This window comes from Mesorhizobium sp. Root102 (genome assembly GCF_001425625.1).
In the GTDB taxonomy this organism is placed as follows: domain Bacteria; phylum Pseudomonadota; class Alphaproteobacteria; order Rhizobiales; family Rhizobiaceae; genus Mesorhizobium.
Map to the genome: position 1 here is coordinate 301,807 of NZ_LMCP01000044.1, position 15,293 is coordinate 317,099.

Annotated in this window: 14 protein-coding genes; 5 read left to right on the forward strand and 9 right to left on the reverse strand. The window is 59.2% G+C overall.

Annotation, left to right across the window (positions count from 1 at the left end):
* Window positions 1-599 precede the first annotated feature (599 nt).
* From cyoD to ASD12_RS26135, 6 genes are all read right to left on the reverse strand, one after another.
* A complete protein-coding gene (cyoD, locus tag ASD12_RS26110) occupies window positions 600-1,001 on the reverse strand; it encodes a cytochrome o ubiquinol oxidase subunit IV (protein ID WP_056593286.1) in 402 nt (133 codons plus the stop codon).
* Window positions 998-1,669 (reverse strand): cytochrome (ubi)quinol oxidase subunit III, encoded by a 672-nt coding sequence (locus ASD12_RS26115; RefSeq protein WP_082525687.1) that lies wholly within the window; start codon window positions 1,667-1,669, stop codon window positions 998-1,000. Before ASD12_RS26115 ends, cyoD begins: the two co-directional genes overlap by 4 nt.
* Window positions 1,666-3,669, reverse strand: coding sequence for a cytochrome o ubiquinol oxidase subunit I (gene cyoB, locus ASD12_RS26120; RefSeq protein ID WP_056593290.1), 2,004 nt, complete (start codon window positions 3,667-3,669; stop codon window positions 1,666-1,668). Before cyoB ends, ASD12_RS26115 begins: the two co-directional genes overlap by 4 nt.
* 1 nt (window position 3,670) lies before the next feature.
* Entirely contained in the window at window positions 3,671-4,621 is a 951-nt protein-coding gene (gene cyoA / locus ASD12_RS26125) for a ubiquinol oxidase subunit II (protein ID WP_082525688.1), read from the reverse strand.
* A 133-nt stretch (window positions 4,622-4,754) separates the two neighbouring features.
* Window positions 4,755-5,981, reverse strand: coding sequence for an oxalate decarboxylase family bicupin (locus ASD12_RS26130; protein WP_056593293.1), 1,227 nt, complete (start codon window positions 5,979-5,981; stop codon window positions 4,755-4,757).
* Window positions 5,982-6,247: 266 nt separating this feature from the next.
* Window positions 6,248-6,916 carry an HdeD family acid-resistance protein gene (locus ASD12_RS26135; protein WP_244482975.1) on the reverse strand — a complete coding sequence of 223 codons (669 nt, stop codon included), beginning with the start codon at window positions 6,914-6,916 and terminating at the stop codon, window positions 6,248-6,250.
* 343 nt (window positions 6,917-7,259) lie between these two features.
* On the opposite strand from ASD12_RS26135, the gene ASD12_RS26140 reads away from it, so the two are divergent.
* The 4 genes from ASD12_RS26140 (at window position 7,260) to rpoH (ending at window position 10,895) form a co-directional block, all read left to right on the forward strand.
* Window positions 7,260-8,651, forward strand: coding sequence for an ATP-binding protein (locus ASD12_RS26140; protein ID WP_162252287.1), 1,392 nt, complete (start codon window positions 7,260-7,262; stop codon window positions 8,649-8,651).
* The gene (locus ASD12_RS26145; protein ID WP_056593302.1) at window positions 8,651-9,319 is read left to right on the forward strand and encodes a response regulator; all 669 of its coding nucleotides are present in this window, start codon (window positions 8,651-8,653) and stop codon (window positions 9,317-9,319) included. The genes ASD12_RS26140 and ASD12_RS26145 overlap by 1 nt, the downstream gene beginning before the upstream one ends.
* 115 nt (window positions 9,320-9,434) lie before the next feature.
* Window positions 9,435-9,809, forward strand: coding sequence for a response regulator (locus ASD12_RS26150; protein WP_244482976.1), 375 nt, complete (start codon window positions 9,435-9,437; stop codon window positions 9,807-9,809).
* Window positions 9,810-9,944: 135 nt separating this feature from the next.
* The gene (gene rpoH, locus ASD12_RS26155) at window positions 9,945-10,895 is read left to right on the forward strand and encodes an RNA polymerase sigma factor RpoH (RefSeq protein ID WP_082525696.1); all 951 of its coding nucleotides are present in this window, start codon (window positions 9,945-9,947) and stop codon (window positions 10,893-10,895) included.
* A 300-nt stretch (window positions 10,896-11,195) separates the two neighbouring features.
* On the opposite strand, the gene ASD12_RS34440 is transcribed toward rpoH, so the two are convergent.
* Window positions 11,196-11,411: a hypothetical protein gene (locus ASD12_RS34440; protein WP_162252288.1), complete on the reverse strand. Its 216-nt coding sequence runs from the start codon at window positions 11,409-11,411 to the stop codon at window positions 11,196-11,198.
* Window positions 11,412-11,772: 361 nt separating this feature from the next.
* Between ASD12_RS34440 and ASD12_RS26165 the strand changes: the two genes are divergently transcribed.
* The gene (locus ASD12_RS26165; protein WP_156388896.1) at window positions 11,773-12,069 is read left to right on the forward strand and encodes a hypothetical protein; all 297 of its coding nucleotides are present in this window, start codon (window positions 11,773-11,775) and stop codon (window positions 12,067-12,069) included.
* Between the two features lie 124 nt (window positions 12,070-12,193).
* On the opposite strand, the gene ASD12_RS26170 is transcribed toward ASD12_RS26165, so the two are convergent.
* Together ASD12_RS26170 and ASD12_RS26175 are read right to left on the reverse strand one after the other, a co-directional pair.
* Window positions 12,194-13,699 (reverse strand): efflux transporter outer membrane subunit, encoded by a 1,506-nt coding sequence (locus ASD12_RS26170; RefSeq protein WP_244482977.1) that lies wholly within the window; start codon window positions 13,697-13,699, stop codon window positions 12,194-12,196.
* Between the two features lie 41 nt (window positions 13,700-13,740).
* The gene (locus tag ASD12_RS26175; protein WP_244482978.1) at window positions 13,741-15,255 is read right to left on the reverse strand and encodes a DHA2 family efflux MFS transporter permease subunit; all 1,515 of its coding nucleotides are present in this window, start codon (window positions 15,253-15,255) and stop codon (window positions 13,741-13,743) included.
* Window positions 15,256-15,293: the final 38 nt, after the last annotated feature.

Genomic DNA, 15,293 nt, shown 5'->3' on the forward strand with positions numbered 1-15,293 from the left:
GTTTAAACGCAGCAAGGGCGCGGATCCCGACAGTTTGGCGGACCGTATTGAAGAAGCACTCGCACGTTGCGGCATCGCCGATGCAGGATTGGAGTGAGGAAGGCCCCATCCTCAAGGTTCCGGAGTTGCGGCAAGTCAGGCCGAGAAACGCGGCACATGGGCGACGCCCCGCACAGCCACGCCCGGACGCCGAGTTCGCGTGCGGTCACCTGCCGGGTCCAGCCGCCGCCAGACAGTCCGATATGGGCATCGTCGAACGAGAAGCGCAGATTCGGCAGTTCACCCGAATCCGTGCTCGGTGGGACCGTACCTATCCCTGAAAACGCAACCCAATCCCAAGCCAGATGGCGCCTGGGCTGGAGGCCCACCCAGAACCGCAGAATGCCTGCCGCAACTGATGTAATGTGATTGCCAGAACAGGCGTGAAAGTCGAGGCAAGCTGTGGATTGTGAAACGCGGCAACCCCGGCGATTGTGTAAGCGAATCTGCTCCACCGGTTGCGCCACGAAACAAAGGAAAATGTGCTACGCATTGGCTGAGCTTTGACTCTACGCGCACGGCACCTCTGCCGCGATAAATCGCGTCCGCCTCGCTATGGGTCAACTTTGCATCTGCATGATCTGATCGATGGGCATCATATTGTGGTTCATATGTGCCATGATCCAGAGCGATCCGACGATGACTAGGAGAACGATCAACACACCAAAGGCAAGCGCCAAGACGTTGTTGACGTTGTCGGGGCCGGTGGTGATGTGGAGGAAAAAGACGAGGTGGACGCCCATCTGCGCGATCGCGAGGACGGCCAGCGCGACAGGAATGCTTGGTTCCCAAACCAGCGCGGTGCGATTGATAAAGAAAGACACCAGGGTAAGCAGCGTTGCGAGCCCTAGCCCGACCAGGTAAGTCCTGATTTCTTCGGCAGCCTCGTATCCGTCGAGGCTCTCGTCACCCGGCGCGGTGTCGACGTAGTGCGAGTCTTCGTCCTGCTCGGCGTGGCTCATTGCGTGACTCCCATCAGATACACCATTGTGAACAATCCGACCCATATGATATCAAGGGCATGCCAGAACAGGCTGAAGCAAAGCAGGCGCCGCAGAATGTCGGCCCGGTAGCCCTTTGCGAACACCTGCGCCATCATCGTAAGCAGCCATAACAAGCCGATGGCCACATGCAGGCCATGGCAGCCAACCAGCGTAAAGAAGGCCGACAGGAACGCGCTCCGCGTTGGGCCTGCCCCGAGCGCAATCATGCCCATGAACTCGCGGATCTCGATGCTAAGGAATGCAGCTCCCAGCATGAAGGTTGCGGCCATCGCGCCATAGAACCAGAATCCGTTGCGCGTCCGGGCGCCGATGCCTGCGAGGCCGCAAGTGAAGCTCGACAGGAGAAGGCAGGCCGTCTCGATGCCGACATTGCCGAGGTCGAACAGCCCCTGCCCACTCGGTCCGCCGGCCGTCGCGTCAACCAGCACCGCGTAGGTCGCGAAGAAGGCGGAGAACATGACGATGTCGCTCAGCAGGAAAATCCAGAAGCCGTAGCCTGCGATGATACGCTTCGACGCCAGCGCATAGGCCGCATGCTTCGCGCTGTGTTGGATATCCGGCGAGCCCTGGGCACGCTCGACGTGGTTCGGGCCGTCCCGGCCGACGGCCGCGTCGAACGCGCTCATGACGGCGTCCCCGACAGGGCGAGTGTCTCGCCGCGCGCGGTTCGGTTGGCCCGGTCGATGCGTGCGACCACGTCAGCCGGAATTACATATTCGACTTCATCCCGCCAGGCGAAGACGACAAAGGTTGCGAACGCGCACACCGCAGCCAGGACTACGATCCACCAGATATGCCAGATCAGTGCGAATCCCATGAAGGTGGCGAAGAAGGCGCAGATGAAGCCCGTGGGACTGTTCCTCGGCATCTCGATGTCCGCATAGGGAGGTTCCTCGCCCAGCATGGCCTGCTGGCGCGCGCGTTGCTTCATGTCCCAGTAAGCCTCGTCGCCCTCGACGCTCGGGAGCACCGCGAAATTGAAGGCTGGTGGCGGAGAGGGTGTCGCCCACTCGAGCGAGCGTCCATTCCAGGGGTCGCCGGTCTCGTCACGAAGTTCTTTACGCCAGCGAATGCTGATGGCAAGTTGCGCGATCTGCAGGATTATTCCGGCCAGGATGATGGCCGTGCCGCCGGCCGCGATCAGCAGCCAGGGACGCCAATCGGGGACATCGTAGTGCTGCATGCGACGCGTCATACCCTTTAGGCCTACGATATAAAGCGGCATGAAGGCCACATAGAAGCCCACGAGCCAGCACCAGAACGATGCTTTGCCAAGCCCTTCGTGCAACCGGAAACCGAAGGCTTTCGGAAACCAGTAGGTGTAGCCGGCGAAGGCACCGAAGAGCACGCCTCCGATGATGACGTTGTGGAAATGGGCCACAAGGAAAAGGCTGTTGTGCAGGACGAAGTCCACCGGGGGCACCGCCAGCAGGACGCCAGTCATCCCGCCGATGACGAATGTGATCATGAAGGCGATCGACCACAATATCGATTGGGAATAGACGACCCGGCCACCGTACATCGTGAAGAGCCAGTTGAAGACCTTTACGCCCGTGGGCACCGCGATAATCATCGAAGCGATACCGAAAATCGCGTTGACGTCGGCGCCGGCCCCCATAGTGAAGAAGTGGTGCAACCACACAGTGAAGGAAAGTGCGCAAATGGCCATCGTCGCCATGACCATCGACCGATAGCCAAACAACGGCTTGCGGGAAAAGGTCGAGATCACTTCCGAAAATATGCCGAAGGCCGGCAGGATTAGGATGTAGACTTCAGGATGTCCCCACGCCCAGATCAGGTTCATGAACATCATCACGTTGCCGCCGGCTTCATTGGTGAAGAAGTGAAAACCGAGGTAGCGATCCAGCAGCAGCATCGCCAAAGTCGCCGTTAGGATGGGAAATGCCGCGACGATCAGCAGGTTGGAGGCGAGCGTCGTCCAGCAGAACATCGGCATCCGCATCAAGTTCATGCCGGGTGCACGGATCTTCAGGACCGTCGTGACGAAGTTGACGCCTGTGAGCAAGGTCCCCACACCGGATATCTGGAGCGACCAAAGATAATAGTCGACGCCGACCCCGGGCGAGTAGGCTATCTCCGACAGGGGAGGATACGGCAGCCACCCGGTGCGCGCGAACTCGCCCACGACCAGCGAAATATTGACGAGCAACGCGCCGGTAGCGGTGAGCCAAAAGCTGACCGAGTTGAGGGTCGGAAACGCCACGTCGCGGATCCCAAGCTGCAGCGGCATGACGAAGTTCATCAGCCCGATCACGAAGGGCATAGCGACAAAGAAGATCATCAGCGTGCCGTGGGCGGAGAAAATCTGGTCGTAGTGCTCGGGTGGCAAGTAGCCTTCGGAGCGGAACGCCAGCGCCTGTTGCGACCGCATCATGATCGCGTCGGCGAAGCCGCGCAGCAGCATCACCATCGCGAGCAGGATGTACATGATCCCGATCCGCTTGTGGTCCACGCTGGTGATCCACTCGCGCCAAAGGTACGGAAGCCAGCCCTTCAGCGTGACCCATGCGAGGACGCCGACAATCACCACACCCACCAGGGCGGCCGTGAACAGTGGGATCGGCTGGTCGAGGGGAATAGCTGCCCAGCTGAGTTTGCCCAACATGCTAGTCCTCCGTCTGTGGGGATACGCTCGGATTGGGCCGGCCGGTTTGCGGGCCAGGCCCAGGCGGCAGTTGCTGTGTGACGATCTGCTGGAAGAGGTCAGGATCGGCCGCACGGAAGGTGAAAGGAGTGGTGTTCACGCTTTGCCTTGCCAAGGCAGCGTAGCTCTTGGCATCGAGGCTTGGCCCCACGTCGCGCGTGGCATCAATCCAGGCAGCGAACCGCTGCGCAGACACGGCCTGCACCTCGAAATGCATGTCCGAGAAACCATCGCCGCTATAGTGGCTCGAAAGGCCGTGGAAAGTGCCCGGAGCGTCCGCGCGCAGGTTCAACTGGGTTGTCATGCCGTTCATCGTGTAGATCATGCTACCGAGCCGCGGTACGAAGAACGCATTCATCACGCTCGCGGACGTCAGCGAGAAATGAATGGGAGTGCCGGCCGGAACGACAAGATGGTTCACGCTCGCTATACGCTGGCCTGGGTAGATAAAGAGCCACTTCCAATCCAATGCGACCACCTGGACCTCCAGCGGTGGCGTGTTTGATGTCAACGGTTTCGCGGGATCGAGTTCATGGGATCCGATCCAGGCCACTCCGCCTAGGAGCATGATCACAAGGAGGGGAATGGACCAGACGATGAGCTCGATACGGCCCGAATACTCCCAATTCGGCAGGTAGGTCGCTCTTGTGTTGGAGGCTCGAAACCACCAGGCGAAGATAAAGGTGGTGACGATCGTCGGCACCACGATGGCAAGCATGATGGCGAGCGAATCTATCAGGATCGTTTTCTCTGCAATCCCGACCGTCCCTTGTGGATCGAGAACCGCTGGCTGGCATGCAGTCAAAACGATCGGCGCCAGGAGGACGGCGCATCGCGCCACCCTGGCGCTCGGCGATCGACGACCCGGGAAAAGCCGTTCGCGGGCTGGCAGTCCATCCGACCTGGCGGGCATCACTGAGCTCCCTCACGCCGTCGTGAGCATCCTGGACGATGCTTCGCGTCCGAGCAGCGGGTCCGGAACGACAACAAGAACTGCAAGAGAAGCGAGGGCAGCGTCACCGGCTCGCGCACCCGGCTGCGCGATGTTAAGCCGGCACGACGGGCGACTTCTCCTTGCGCAAGGCGTGCAGAAACTGCGAGTCGACACGCAAACTGGCGCGAACCAGCTCCGGCGGTGTGAGGGCAAGCCACTGGTTCAGTGACACATCGGCGAATTGGTCGCTCTTGAATACCTCCAGATATCGCAGTGTCGTGTTGCCTGTGTTCTCGATGTAGTGGCCCATGGCAAAGGGTACGTAGCCGACGTCGTTGGCCTGGAAGTCGAATGTGCGGGCGGCGCCCGACGCCGCGAACACTCCCATGCGGGCCTGACCCTGAATGTAGTACTGCCATTCATTCGTATTCGGATGCCAATGCAACTCGCGCATCGCTCCCGGCTCGACCTCGACCAGGGCCGCCGCGATTGTTCTGGAAGCTGGGAACACGTTGCTGTCGGTAATCCGCGCAGTGCCATGTTTCATCTTGATCGGAGCCTGTGCCATCATGCGGTGGCTGAAGCTGTGCGGGACCTCAGCCGCGCCCGCGATCTTGTCTGCGCTGAGGGGCCCCGGAACCGGCGCGGGAAACATGTAAAGCTCGCTAGGATCGGGGACGTTCGCAAGGCTCGATGCCGGAACGCCGAAATTCTTGGCGAGCACCTCGGGAGGCGTGTGTTTCAGAAAGTCGCTTAAGAGGAAGGTGTTGTCCTCGTCGAAGTCGCCGTCATCGAACACCAACAAGAATTCAGTCCCGTCTGGATCGAGGCCCTGGATCGAGTGCGGAATGCCCGGCGGGAAATACCACAGGTCGCCCGCGCCGACGTCGTCGACGAAATTGTGGCCATTGGCATCGACCGCCGTGATGCGTGCTCTTCCGTACAGAACATAGGCCCACTCGGCGGCCTTGTGCCAATGCAACTCACGCACGCCGCCGGCATTCAGTCGCATGATCACGCCGGCAATGTCCTTGGAGACGCTGAGTTCGCGTGCGGTCACCTGCCGGGTCCAGCCGCCGCCAGACAGTCGGATATGGGCATCGTCGAACGAGAAGCGCAGATTCGGCAGTTCACCCGAATCCGTGCTCGGTGGGACCATTAGATCCGGATTCTGGGCTATTCGGGAAGGATTCATCGGACCAGGGTTGGTGCCGCCGCGACCGTTGGCTATCGGGTCGCCTTTCTGCGCCTGGGCCAGTGTCGCCGTCGTGAACAAGCCGCCAGCCGCAGTCGCAGCCAGCAAGGTTCGACGGGATATCTTATCGGCGGCTATGCTCATTTTGTTTCATTCCTTGCTACGGGGGCTTTGCGACGGCGCCAATTGGTTGGGACACGGACCGCATGAGTGTCCGCCTGGCGCGTAAGACACACGGTATCGATCGGGCGCTGACGAGGTCTTTCTTGTTGACACACGCAATAGCTGAATCGCACGCTGATCGTGGCGGTCAGAGGTGGAGCGGTGCGGAGCACGCTGCTCGCGATCGTGTCAGGTGGCTTTCGGCAAATGGAACCGCTCAAACTATCACGCTTGCCAGCTTCTATTTTTTACATCCACGAAAGCGCGCTGCTCTTCAGTCCAAAACCGAATGCCAAGAGCGTCGCGCCTTGCATGGTCAGGTCGATTGCCAGAATCGCGCCTGGCGTCGCCAGAGTATTGAGTGGCCGCCCGAAGAGGATGACAAGGCCCGCAAGAAGCGTGACTACCCCTGAAAACGCAACCCAGCCCCAGGCCAGATGGCGCCTGGACTGGAGGCCTACCCAGAACCGCAGAATGCCTGCTGCAATGAGTGTGATTGCCAGCACGAGCGTGTAGGCCGAGGCTGCAAGCAGTGGGTTGTGGAATGCGGCGATGCCGGCGATTGCATAGGCGAAGCCGCTCAGTAGCCAGAATGCAAACGATCTCCATCCCTGAATATTGAAAGCGTGCACGACCTGCGCGATGCCGGCGACCGACATCAACACGCCAATATAGAAGACGGATAGCACCGTCGCGGCGAACAAGTTCGCGAATCCCAGAAAGCCCAGGCTCAACAGCGCGATGCCAAGCATTATAAAAAGCCAGCATTTTGCACGCAACTCCGGCAAGGTTGAGCCGAGACTGCGGGACCGTTCGATCGCATGTACCATGAGTTCCTCTTTCAGTTCAGTCGAGAAACGCCGCCGGATGTAGATACAAGAAGGCGAGCGGTGGGTTCCGCCCAGGGCGTTGAACATAATCCTGTTTCGTGATACCGCTCTCGTCGCTGCCAGGACTTGCTCGTTGTTGCCTTGGCCGGCTCTGATTTGCGTGTTTTCAGCCAGATCTTGGGCTCGCTCCCAAGCCTGTGTCGTTGATGGGTCGCTCGGTCTCTAGGGGATTCGCTGCGAGGTGTTGCGGTGACAAAGGTGCAATCAGGCACCTACGACCGCAATTTCCAACAAGCAGAAAGGATCTAGTTGCCTAGGTTGGACGGCGCGCCACGGAGAGTCGATTAGCAGCGCAAGCGTCGACCAGGAACCGAGCAGAGACCTTATGCGGCACAGACTATCTCCGCCAGCATCCGGCAATTCGCGGCTAGTGGCCCCTCTGGCCATCCTTCTGGCGGCCGGGATATTCGTTGTCGATACGATTGATCCATTTTCTGGGGCGGTAGCGGTCCTCTATGTGGTCGTTATTCTGCTCGCAGGTACCGCCTTCCGTAGGCGTGGCATTGTCTTGTGTTCGGTCGGCTGTGCAGCGCTCACTTTGTTGAGCTTCTGGATTGTTCACGGAGACGAAGCCAGTGGAGGCGCGCTCAGCCGCTGCCTCATGAGCATCTCGGCCATCGCCATTACCAGCCTTCTTGTCCTTAAAAACCAGTCGACCTCGACCGACCTTTCTGAAAAAGCCCAACTGCTCGATTTGACGCATGATGCGATTTTCGTACGCAGCATGGGTGATATGATCACTTATTGGAATCGTGGTGCCGAAGCCATTTACGGCTGGTCCGCCGAACACGCGGCGGGAAAGTCCAGCCATCAGTTCCTGCAGACCGTCTTTCCAGCCGAACTGAACGAGATCAATCGGGAACTGCTCAGCTCCGACCGCTGGGAAGGTGAGCTCATGCACACGAAGCGGGACGGATCCGTCGTTGTCGTTTCCAGCCGCTGGTCGCTGAAGAAGGATGCCGATGGCAAACCGTTGGCGGTTCTCGAAACGAATACGGACATATCACAGCGCAGGCGAGCCGAAACCGAGGTGCTGAAGGCCCAGGCTGAACTCGCCCATGTGACACGCCTCACCACCTTGGGTGAATTGACGGCCTCGATCGCGCACGAGGTAAATCAGCCGCTTGCCGGCATCGTTATGAACGGCGAGGCGTGCCTGCGATGGATCGATCGCGACAAGCCCGATCTGGATGAGGTCCGCAGCGCGGTCAGGCGGAGCATCGCTGACGCCCAACGCGCCAGCGATATCGTCCATCGAATCCGAGCGTTGTCCAAGAAGGGCGACATCCAGATGACCCTTGTCGACGTGAACGAGATCGTCAACGAGTCAATCGTGTTGGTGCGGCATGAGTTCGTTGCAAATCGCATCACTCTGAAACTGGATCTGGCCCACAGGCCGCTGCCCGCACTTGGCGACCGTATCCAGCTTCAACAGGTCCTGATCAATTTGTTGATCAACGGGATTCAGGCAATGGCCCCTTGTAAGAGCGACTTACGGGAAATTCTCGTCACGACGTCGATCGATGGATCCAACCAGGCAAATGTGAGAGTCCGAGATTCTGGACCAGGCATCGATCCCGAAAGTGCCCGCCAATTGTTCAAGGCTTTTTTCACCACCAAGGCGGATGGAATAGGCATGGGGCTGTCTATCTGCCGGTCGATCATTGAGTCACACGGAGGCCGTGTGTGGATCGTGCCTAATCCAGGCGGAGGCGCGATATTCCAATTCTCCCTGCCACGCGTTGAAAAGGATGCCGGGTGATGATCCGACGCCCCGCCCCTCCCTCCCAATCAGAAGGCAACGACGGCGCTGTGCCTCCGACCGTTCTGGTCGTGGACGACGATTCATCGTTACGTGAAGCTTTAAGCAGCCTCTTCCGATCTGTTGGTACGCGCGTCGAGCTTTTCGGTTCTGCTCCCGAACTGCTGAACAGTCGGCTTCCCGACGGTCCGAGCTGCCTTGTGCTCGATATCAGGCTGCCGGAGGTGAGCGGACTCGAATTTCAAACGCAGTTGGCCAAGGCAGGCATTCATCTGCCGATCATTTTCATGACCGGTCACGGCGACATTCCGATGTCTGTGCGCGCCATGAAGGCCGGCGCTGTCGATTTCCTCACCAAGCCCTTCCGAGATCAGGATATTCTGGATGCAGTCGCCGGCGCTCTGGAGCGCGACAGGCAACGGCGAGAGAGAGACCGGGCGCAGTCGGAGCTGCAAAGCCTTCTGCGCACCCTGACCCCTCGGGAGCGCGAGGTGATGGCATTTGTCGCGACTGGATTGATGAACAAGCAAATCGCTGGCGAGATGCAACTCAGTGAAATCACGGTGAAAATCCACCGCGGTCGCCTGATGAAGAAAATGGGTGCCAGAACTCTGGCCGACCTGGTGAAGATGGCCGGCGCCCTGGGGATAGACGCTCCCGGGAAATAAATTGTTACACCTCTGTATAACTTTCGCTTTCACGACCGCAGGCGCAATCTCTCGCTGAGAAACAGTCGTTGAACAGCAATGCTTGGGTCATCGGCAAGCACGGAGGAATAGTGAATTGACCCGTAACGCGATGATCTCGATCATCGACGACGATGAGTCCGTTCGACTTGCGACCGCAAGCCTCGTTAGATCGTTGGGCTTCATCGCATTTGCATTCGAATCGGCCGAGGACTTCCTGAGGTCATCTAATCTGGAAGATACGTCGTGCTTGATCTGCGATATCCAGATGCCCGGAATGACAGGAATAGAGCTGCAGGATCATTTGATCGAACATGGCTATCACATACCGACCATTTTGATCACCGCCTTTCCCGAGGAACGCGTCCGCAAACGCGCTCGGGAAACGGGCGCGATCGGCTTCTTCCGCAAGCCTTTGGATAGCCAGGCCATGATCAGCTGTATCGCTTCTGTACTTCATGGCACGCGCTAACGGCGCCTGGGTGCATCTTCGCCCTTCAAGCGAAGAGCGCGGCCAACAGGGCAGCGTCGAACAGAGAAGCCAACATCGAAAGCTATGGGCGTCAGGAAGCAACTGATCCCCTGCGACGCAAGCAAGGAGTGCTGCATGGCACGTGCAACAACAACAAATCTGTCGAGCGAACGCGGGCTTAGCCGTTATCTAGGCACGATCAAACATCTCCCCATGCTGACGCCGGGGCAGGAACAGGCGCTGGCAAAACGCTGGCGCGAGCACAACGACCCGGAGGCCGCTCACCAACTGGTGGTGTCACATCTTCGCCTGGTTGCCAAGGTTGCCATGCGTTACCGGGGCTACGGACTGCCGATGTCGGAGGTAATATCAGAGGGCAACATCGGTCTGATCAAAGCAGTCAATCGCTTCGAACCGGAGCGCGGCTTTCGTTTGGCGACCTATGCTGTCTGGTGGATCAAGGCGGCCATTCGGGAATATGTCCTGCGCTCCTGGTCGCTGGTGAAGATGGGCACGACGCCCAATCAAAGAAAGCTGTTCTTCAATTTGCGGCGGCTCAAGGCTCGCCTCTCGGCGCTTGACGATAACGACCTGCATGCAGATCAGGTGGAACTCATCGCAAGCAACCTTGGGGTGACGGGACAGGAAGTTGTCTACATGAACAGCCGCATGGGCGGAGACACGTCGCTCAACGCGCCCCTGCGAGGTCGAGCCGAAGGCGAATGGCAGGATCTGCTGGTCGAGGGCGAGGACAATCAGGAGTACAAGCTCGTTCAGATCGAGGAGGCCTCCAACCGGCATAGAGCGCTGATCGACTCGCTTGGCGTGCTCAACGCACGCGAACGGCGCATCCTTGAGGCGCGTCGGCTTGCGGATGACCCGAGGAGTTTGGCGGATCTCTCAAGCGAATTCGGCGTTTCGCGCGAGCGTGTGCGTCAGATTGAGATGCGCGCCTTCGAAAAATTGCAAAATGCAGTGAAGGTTGTCTATGCGAAACGGGACGCCATGCCCGTCGGCGAACGCATGAACCTTGGAGTTGCGTCCATCGCACATCCTGATCCCGGAGCGTCTTGGGGCAGCCCATAGGTTGCCAGCGCATCCGATGCGACGACCGGTCCCGCTCTGGTCGGAGCGGGATACCTTGCAGCCGAGGCCTCAAAGGCGCTGCCTGGCACATTTGCCGGCAACACATGAAATCAACAAGTAATATATGTAGTTAAAAGATATATAAACGTCAAACAATCGTATTATGTCGAGAAATGACTCCTGTATCTATATCAGTATGGCTTTCAACGGCTACGAAAGCTTAAAATACAGGAGTGTATTATGAAAAGAGCAACAACAGTCTTGGCGACGATCGCCTTGGGCGCAATGCTGGCGGCTGGATCAGCGACGGCCTCGATGGCGCACGGCGGTGGCGGCGGTCACGGCGGCGGCTTCGGCGGCGGCGGTGGTCATGGCATGAGCATGGGCGGTGGCGGCCATGCCGGAGGCTTTGGCGGCAGCCGCGGCGAAGGCTTTGGCGGTAGCCACGGCATGAGCCCTGGCGGCGACGGTCGTATCGCAAGCATGGGTGATGGCGCCCATGTCCGTGGCGTCCATGTCGGCGGCGGTCATAGGTTCAGAAGGGGTCGCGGTTTCGGCAGTGACTTTTATGACGACGGCTACTGTGGTTACCCGTATCCATACTACGGCTATCTCGGGTACCCATATTGCCCGTGATCCACCAGAGTCTCTTCGAATCCGGGCTCCACAGCGTGAGTGGGGACCGGATTCGAACGCCGAAAGGTTTGGCGCGCACGCCAACCGAACTGCGGCCCGGCTGAATCTCGTTTCACAGCCGATACCAGCATAGATCATGATATATATGCATCAAACTTAGATGCTATTCCGAGAAGTAAGCACATGACTAATATAGATTCTGTTCAACAGTCTTGGAATTCTCAATCTGAAGGAGCGTATCGTGAGAAAATCAGCCACAACATTGGCGAAGATTACTTTGGGCGTGATGCTGGCGACCGGCACGGTGACGGTTTCCATGGCGCGCAGCGGCGGCAGTGACGGTCATGCCGTACACTCTGGCAGCGGTGCCATCGGCAACCAGCACCACAAGGTCTTTTTTCGCGATCGGGAACTTGGCGATCTGCAAAATGACAACCAGACCTGGTTGAACGACGACACAGACACGGCTTACTGCTCGTTTGATGCCGTGGACCCGAGTTACTATGGATCCAATGGAATCTGGCACTCTTGCCTGTGACCCAATCTCGCCAACTGGAGTGGTTTGGATTGAAGCGGTCCTGTTTCCGCTCCAATTGGCAAGTTGACCGATTTCCGAGCCAGCTTGCCCAAAGGTCGACGTCGAGCCCTTCTCGCTGTCGAGGTCATGCCGGCTTTCCTGCTTTCGAAGTTCGTTGAGCATTGATCGGCGGTTTGGGCGGTGCGTTCGGATACGTCAATTCCCAACCGCCACCGAGCGCTTTGTACAATTGGACGAGGTCGATCGAGATGTTGGTCGTGCTCTGTGCGTGATCCTGTTCGGCTTGCAGCAGTGTGCGTGCGGTGTCGAGCACCGTGTCGAACTCGGTGACTCCGTTATTGTAGCGGTCACGGGCCAGCGACAAGGCCTGACGCAGATGCTCGACTTGCCTGGCCAGTCGGGAGCGCCGCTGCCGTTCGGCGCGGTAGTCGATGAGGGCATCGACAACTTCGTGCCAGGCTCGCAGCACCGTCCTGTGGTAGGCGATCGCCGCCTCGACCTGCTGGGCCTTGCGAAGATCCAGTGTCGCCTTTAGCCGGCCGCCCTGGAAAATCGGTATCGAAATGCTCGGGCCGAGATTGGTTGTGATCGCCCTGGCAGTCAACAAGTTCCCGACCTTGAGGGCGTCGAAACCCACCGATCCATTCAGCTGGATGGAGGGATAGAATTCGGCCACTGCGACTCCGATGTCTGCGGTGGCCGCGTGAAGCTGCGCTTCCGCAGCGCGAATGTCAGGGCGCCGCCGCGCGAGATCGGAAGGAATGCCGGCCGGAACCCGGGCAGGCATCGGCACCACCTGTTTCCCGGTGGCGAGTTCGCCGCGCAGCGCATCGGGCGGCAGGTCGAGCAGGAAGCTCACGGCGTTGATCTGCTGCGCTTCCTGTTGTTGCAGGCTGGGCAACTGGGCACGGATGGCTTCGACCTGCGCGGCGGCGTTCTCGACGTCCAGACTGGTCGTCAAACCTTGCAGCTGGCGCGTTTGCGTCAGCTGCAAAATGTCTCGCTGGATCTTCAGATTGTCGTTGGCGATCCTGATTAGGGTCTGCGTGCCGCGCAGCTGGATGTAGTCGCGTGCGGTTTCAGCGAGGCTCGAGACGAGCGCGTCACGCCGCCGTTCCTCGAAAGACTGAACCTGCGCATCCGCAGCTTCGACCTGGCGGCGGACATGCCCCCAAAGATCGAGTTCCCAGGATGCGTCGAAGCCGCTGGTAAACAGGTCGGCCGGCTTTGCGGAAGAAATGGTGCTGCCCGGTGAACCAAGCAGGCCGCCGATCAGGCTGCCTTTGGCACTCACATCATCAAGACTCTGATGTTGGTATCTGGCGCTGCCATTCAGGCCAGGCAGTTGAGCGGAGGCCACGGCAGCGCGCTGAAAACGGCTTTCTGCGAGCCGGATGGTCGCGGTCTTCACATCGAGGTTGGCATCGGCGACGCGCTGCATGAGCGAGGTAAGAGCCGCGTCTCGAAAGGCCTGCCACCAAGCGGGGTCGACAGGCTCGAGAACCGCAGCGCTGGATTCCCTGGAGTTTTCCAGCGCAGTTGCCGCGCCGTTCGCAAACCAGCGTTTCGGCAAGCCGGGATCAGGCCTAACGAAATCCGGTCCGACAGTGCAACCTGCCAGCGCGAACATGACTGGAATCGCTGCAACAGCGCGCAAATTTTGGCCCATGATCAACCCGCGTGGCTGGCGCCCTCGCCGTTGGCAGCCTTCTTGCCGGATAGCAGGAGGCAAAATGGGACGGCGAGGAAGGCGACAAAGGAGAAGAACAGAAAGACGTCCGAATAGGCGAGGACGGCAACTTGCGTCTGGAAGACTTGGTAGACCTTTCCAACCGCCATTCCATGGACTGATCCCGCGGCATGCCCGGTCGCCGTCAACACACGTTCGTATTGATCAACCAACGCGTTGTAGGGTTGATGAAAGGGCGAGGCCCATTCCGACAGGTAGGACTGCCGGATCTGGCTCCGCTCGGTGACGAGCGAGGTTGCGACGGAAATCCCTATCGAACCGGACACGTTGCGAACCATCGAAAAGAGGGCAGCCCCGTCGCCGCTCAGTTCGCGTGGCAAACTGAGATAGGTGGTCGTGCTGATGGGCACGAACAAAAACGCCAGCGCGGCCGCCTGCAAGCTGCGCATCAGCACGAGTGTCGGGAAATCGACGTTCGGTGCCAGATGACTCGAAAACAACAGCGCGCCTCCCATCACCAAAAAACCGGCAGCCACGACGAACCGCGTCTGGACGATTGTCATGAGGCGTCCAACCAATGGAATGAGGATGATGACAATGATGCCGCCTGGAGAAAGAATGAGCCCCGCCCAGGTTGCGGTATAGCCAAGAACCTGTTGTGCGAGCTGTGGGATGACGACGGCGCTCGCGTAGAGGATACTGCCCATCGCCGCGATCATTGCGCAGCCGGTGGTGAAATTCCTGTCCTTGAACACGTCGAGATTGACGATCGGTTTCTTGGCAATTAGCAGCCAGCCGATCGCGCCAGCGATTCCCAGGAAAGCGAGCAGCGCCATCAACACGATGAAGGGCGAACCGAACCAATCGTCGTCCGTGCCGCGATCCATCATGATCTGCAGGCATCCGAGACCAAGCGTGATGAGCGACAGGCCAATGTAGTCAAGCCCCCGGCTCTTCCTGTCCTTCACCCAAGGCGGATCTTCGACGAGGATCGCATTCAAGAAGACGGCGAAGATGCCCACGGGTATGTTGATGAAGAAGATCCAGCGCCACGTCGACTGATCGGTGATAATGCCGCCCAGCGTCGGGCCGAGGACGGGGGCGACGACGGTTGCGATCGCCGTCACGCCGAATGCGGCCGCGCGCCTGGCCGGTGGGAACGTGTCGAGGATGATCGACTGCTGGTTCGGTTGCAGGCCGCCGCCAAAAAAACCCTGCAGCAGCCGGAAGACGATCAGTTCGCCCAGACTGGTCGCCGTCCCGCACAAGAACGAGAAGACCGTGAACATGGTGATGCAGATCAGGAAATAGCGTTTGCGCCCTAAGAGATCGCTCAGCCAGCCAGAAATGGTCAGCACGATCCCATTTGCCACCAGGTAAGAGGTGAGCGCCCAGGTCGCCTCGTCATTGCTCGCCGACAGACTGCCGGCGATGTGCGGCAAGGCAACATTGACAATCGTCGTGTCGAGGATTTCCATGAAGGCGGCAAGGGTCACCGAAACCGCGATGAGCCAAGGGTTGTAGCGAGGCTTCC

Coding starts and splice junctions, on each gene's coding strand:
- cyoD (WP_056593286.1), bottom strand. CDS start 1,001: ATGAGCCACGCCGAGCAGGACGAAGACTCGCACTACGTCGACACCGCG.
- ASD12_RS26115 (WP_082525687.1), bottom strand. CDS start 1,669: ATGAGCGCGTTCGACGCGGCCGTCGGCCGGGACGGCCCGAACCACGTC.
- cyoB (WP_056593290.1), bottom strand. CDS start 3,669: ATGTTGGGCAAACTCAGCTGGGCAGCTATTCCCCTCGACCAGCCGATC.
- cyoA (WP_082525688.1), bottom strand. CDS start 4,621: ATGCCCGCCAGGTCGGATGGACTGCCAGCCCGCGAACGGCTTTTCCCG.
- ASD12_RS26130 (WP_056593293.1), bottom strand. CDS start 5,981: ATGAGCATAGCCGCCGATAAGATATCCCGTCGAACCTTGCTGGCTGCG.
- ASD12_RS26135 (WP_244482975.1), bottom strand. CDS start 6,916: ATGTTCAACGCCCTGGGCGGAACCCACCGCTCGCCTTCTTGTATCTAC.
- ASD12_RS26145 (WP_056593302.1), top strand. CDS start 8,651: ATGATCCGACGCCCCGCCCCTCCCTCCCAATCAGAAGGCAACGACGGC.
- rpoH (WP_082525696.1), top strand. CDS start 9,945: ATGGCACGTGCAACAACAACAAATCTGTCGAGCGAACGCGGGCTTAGC.
- ASD12_RS34440 (WP_162252288.1), bottom strand. CDS start 11,411: ATGGACGCCACGGACATGGGCGCCATCACCCATGCTTGCGATACGACC.
- ASD12_RS26170 (WP_244482977.1), bottom strand. CDS start 13,699: ATGTTCGCGCTGGCAGGTTGCACTGTCGGACCGGATTTCGTTAGGCCT.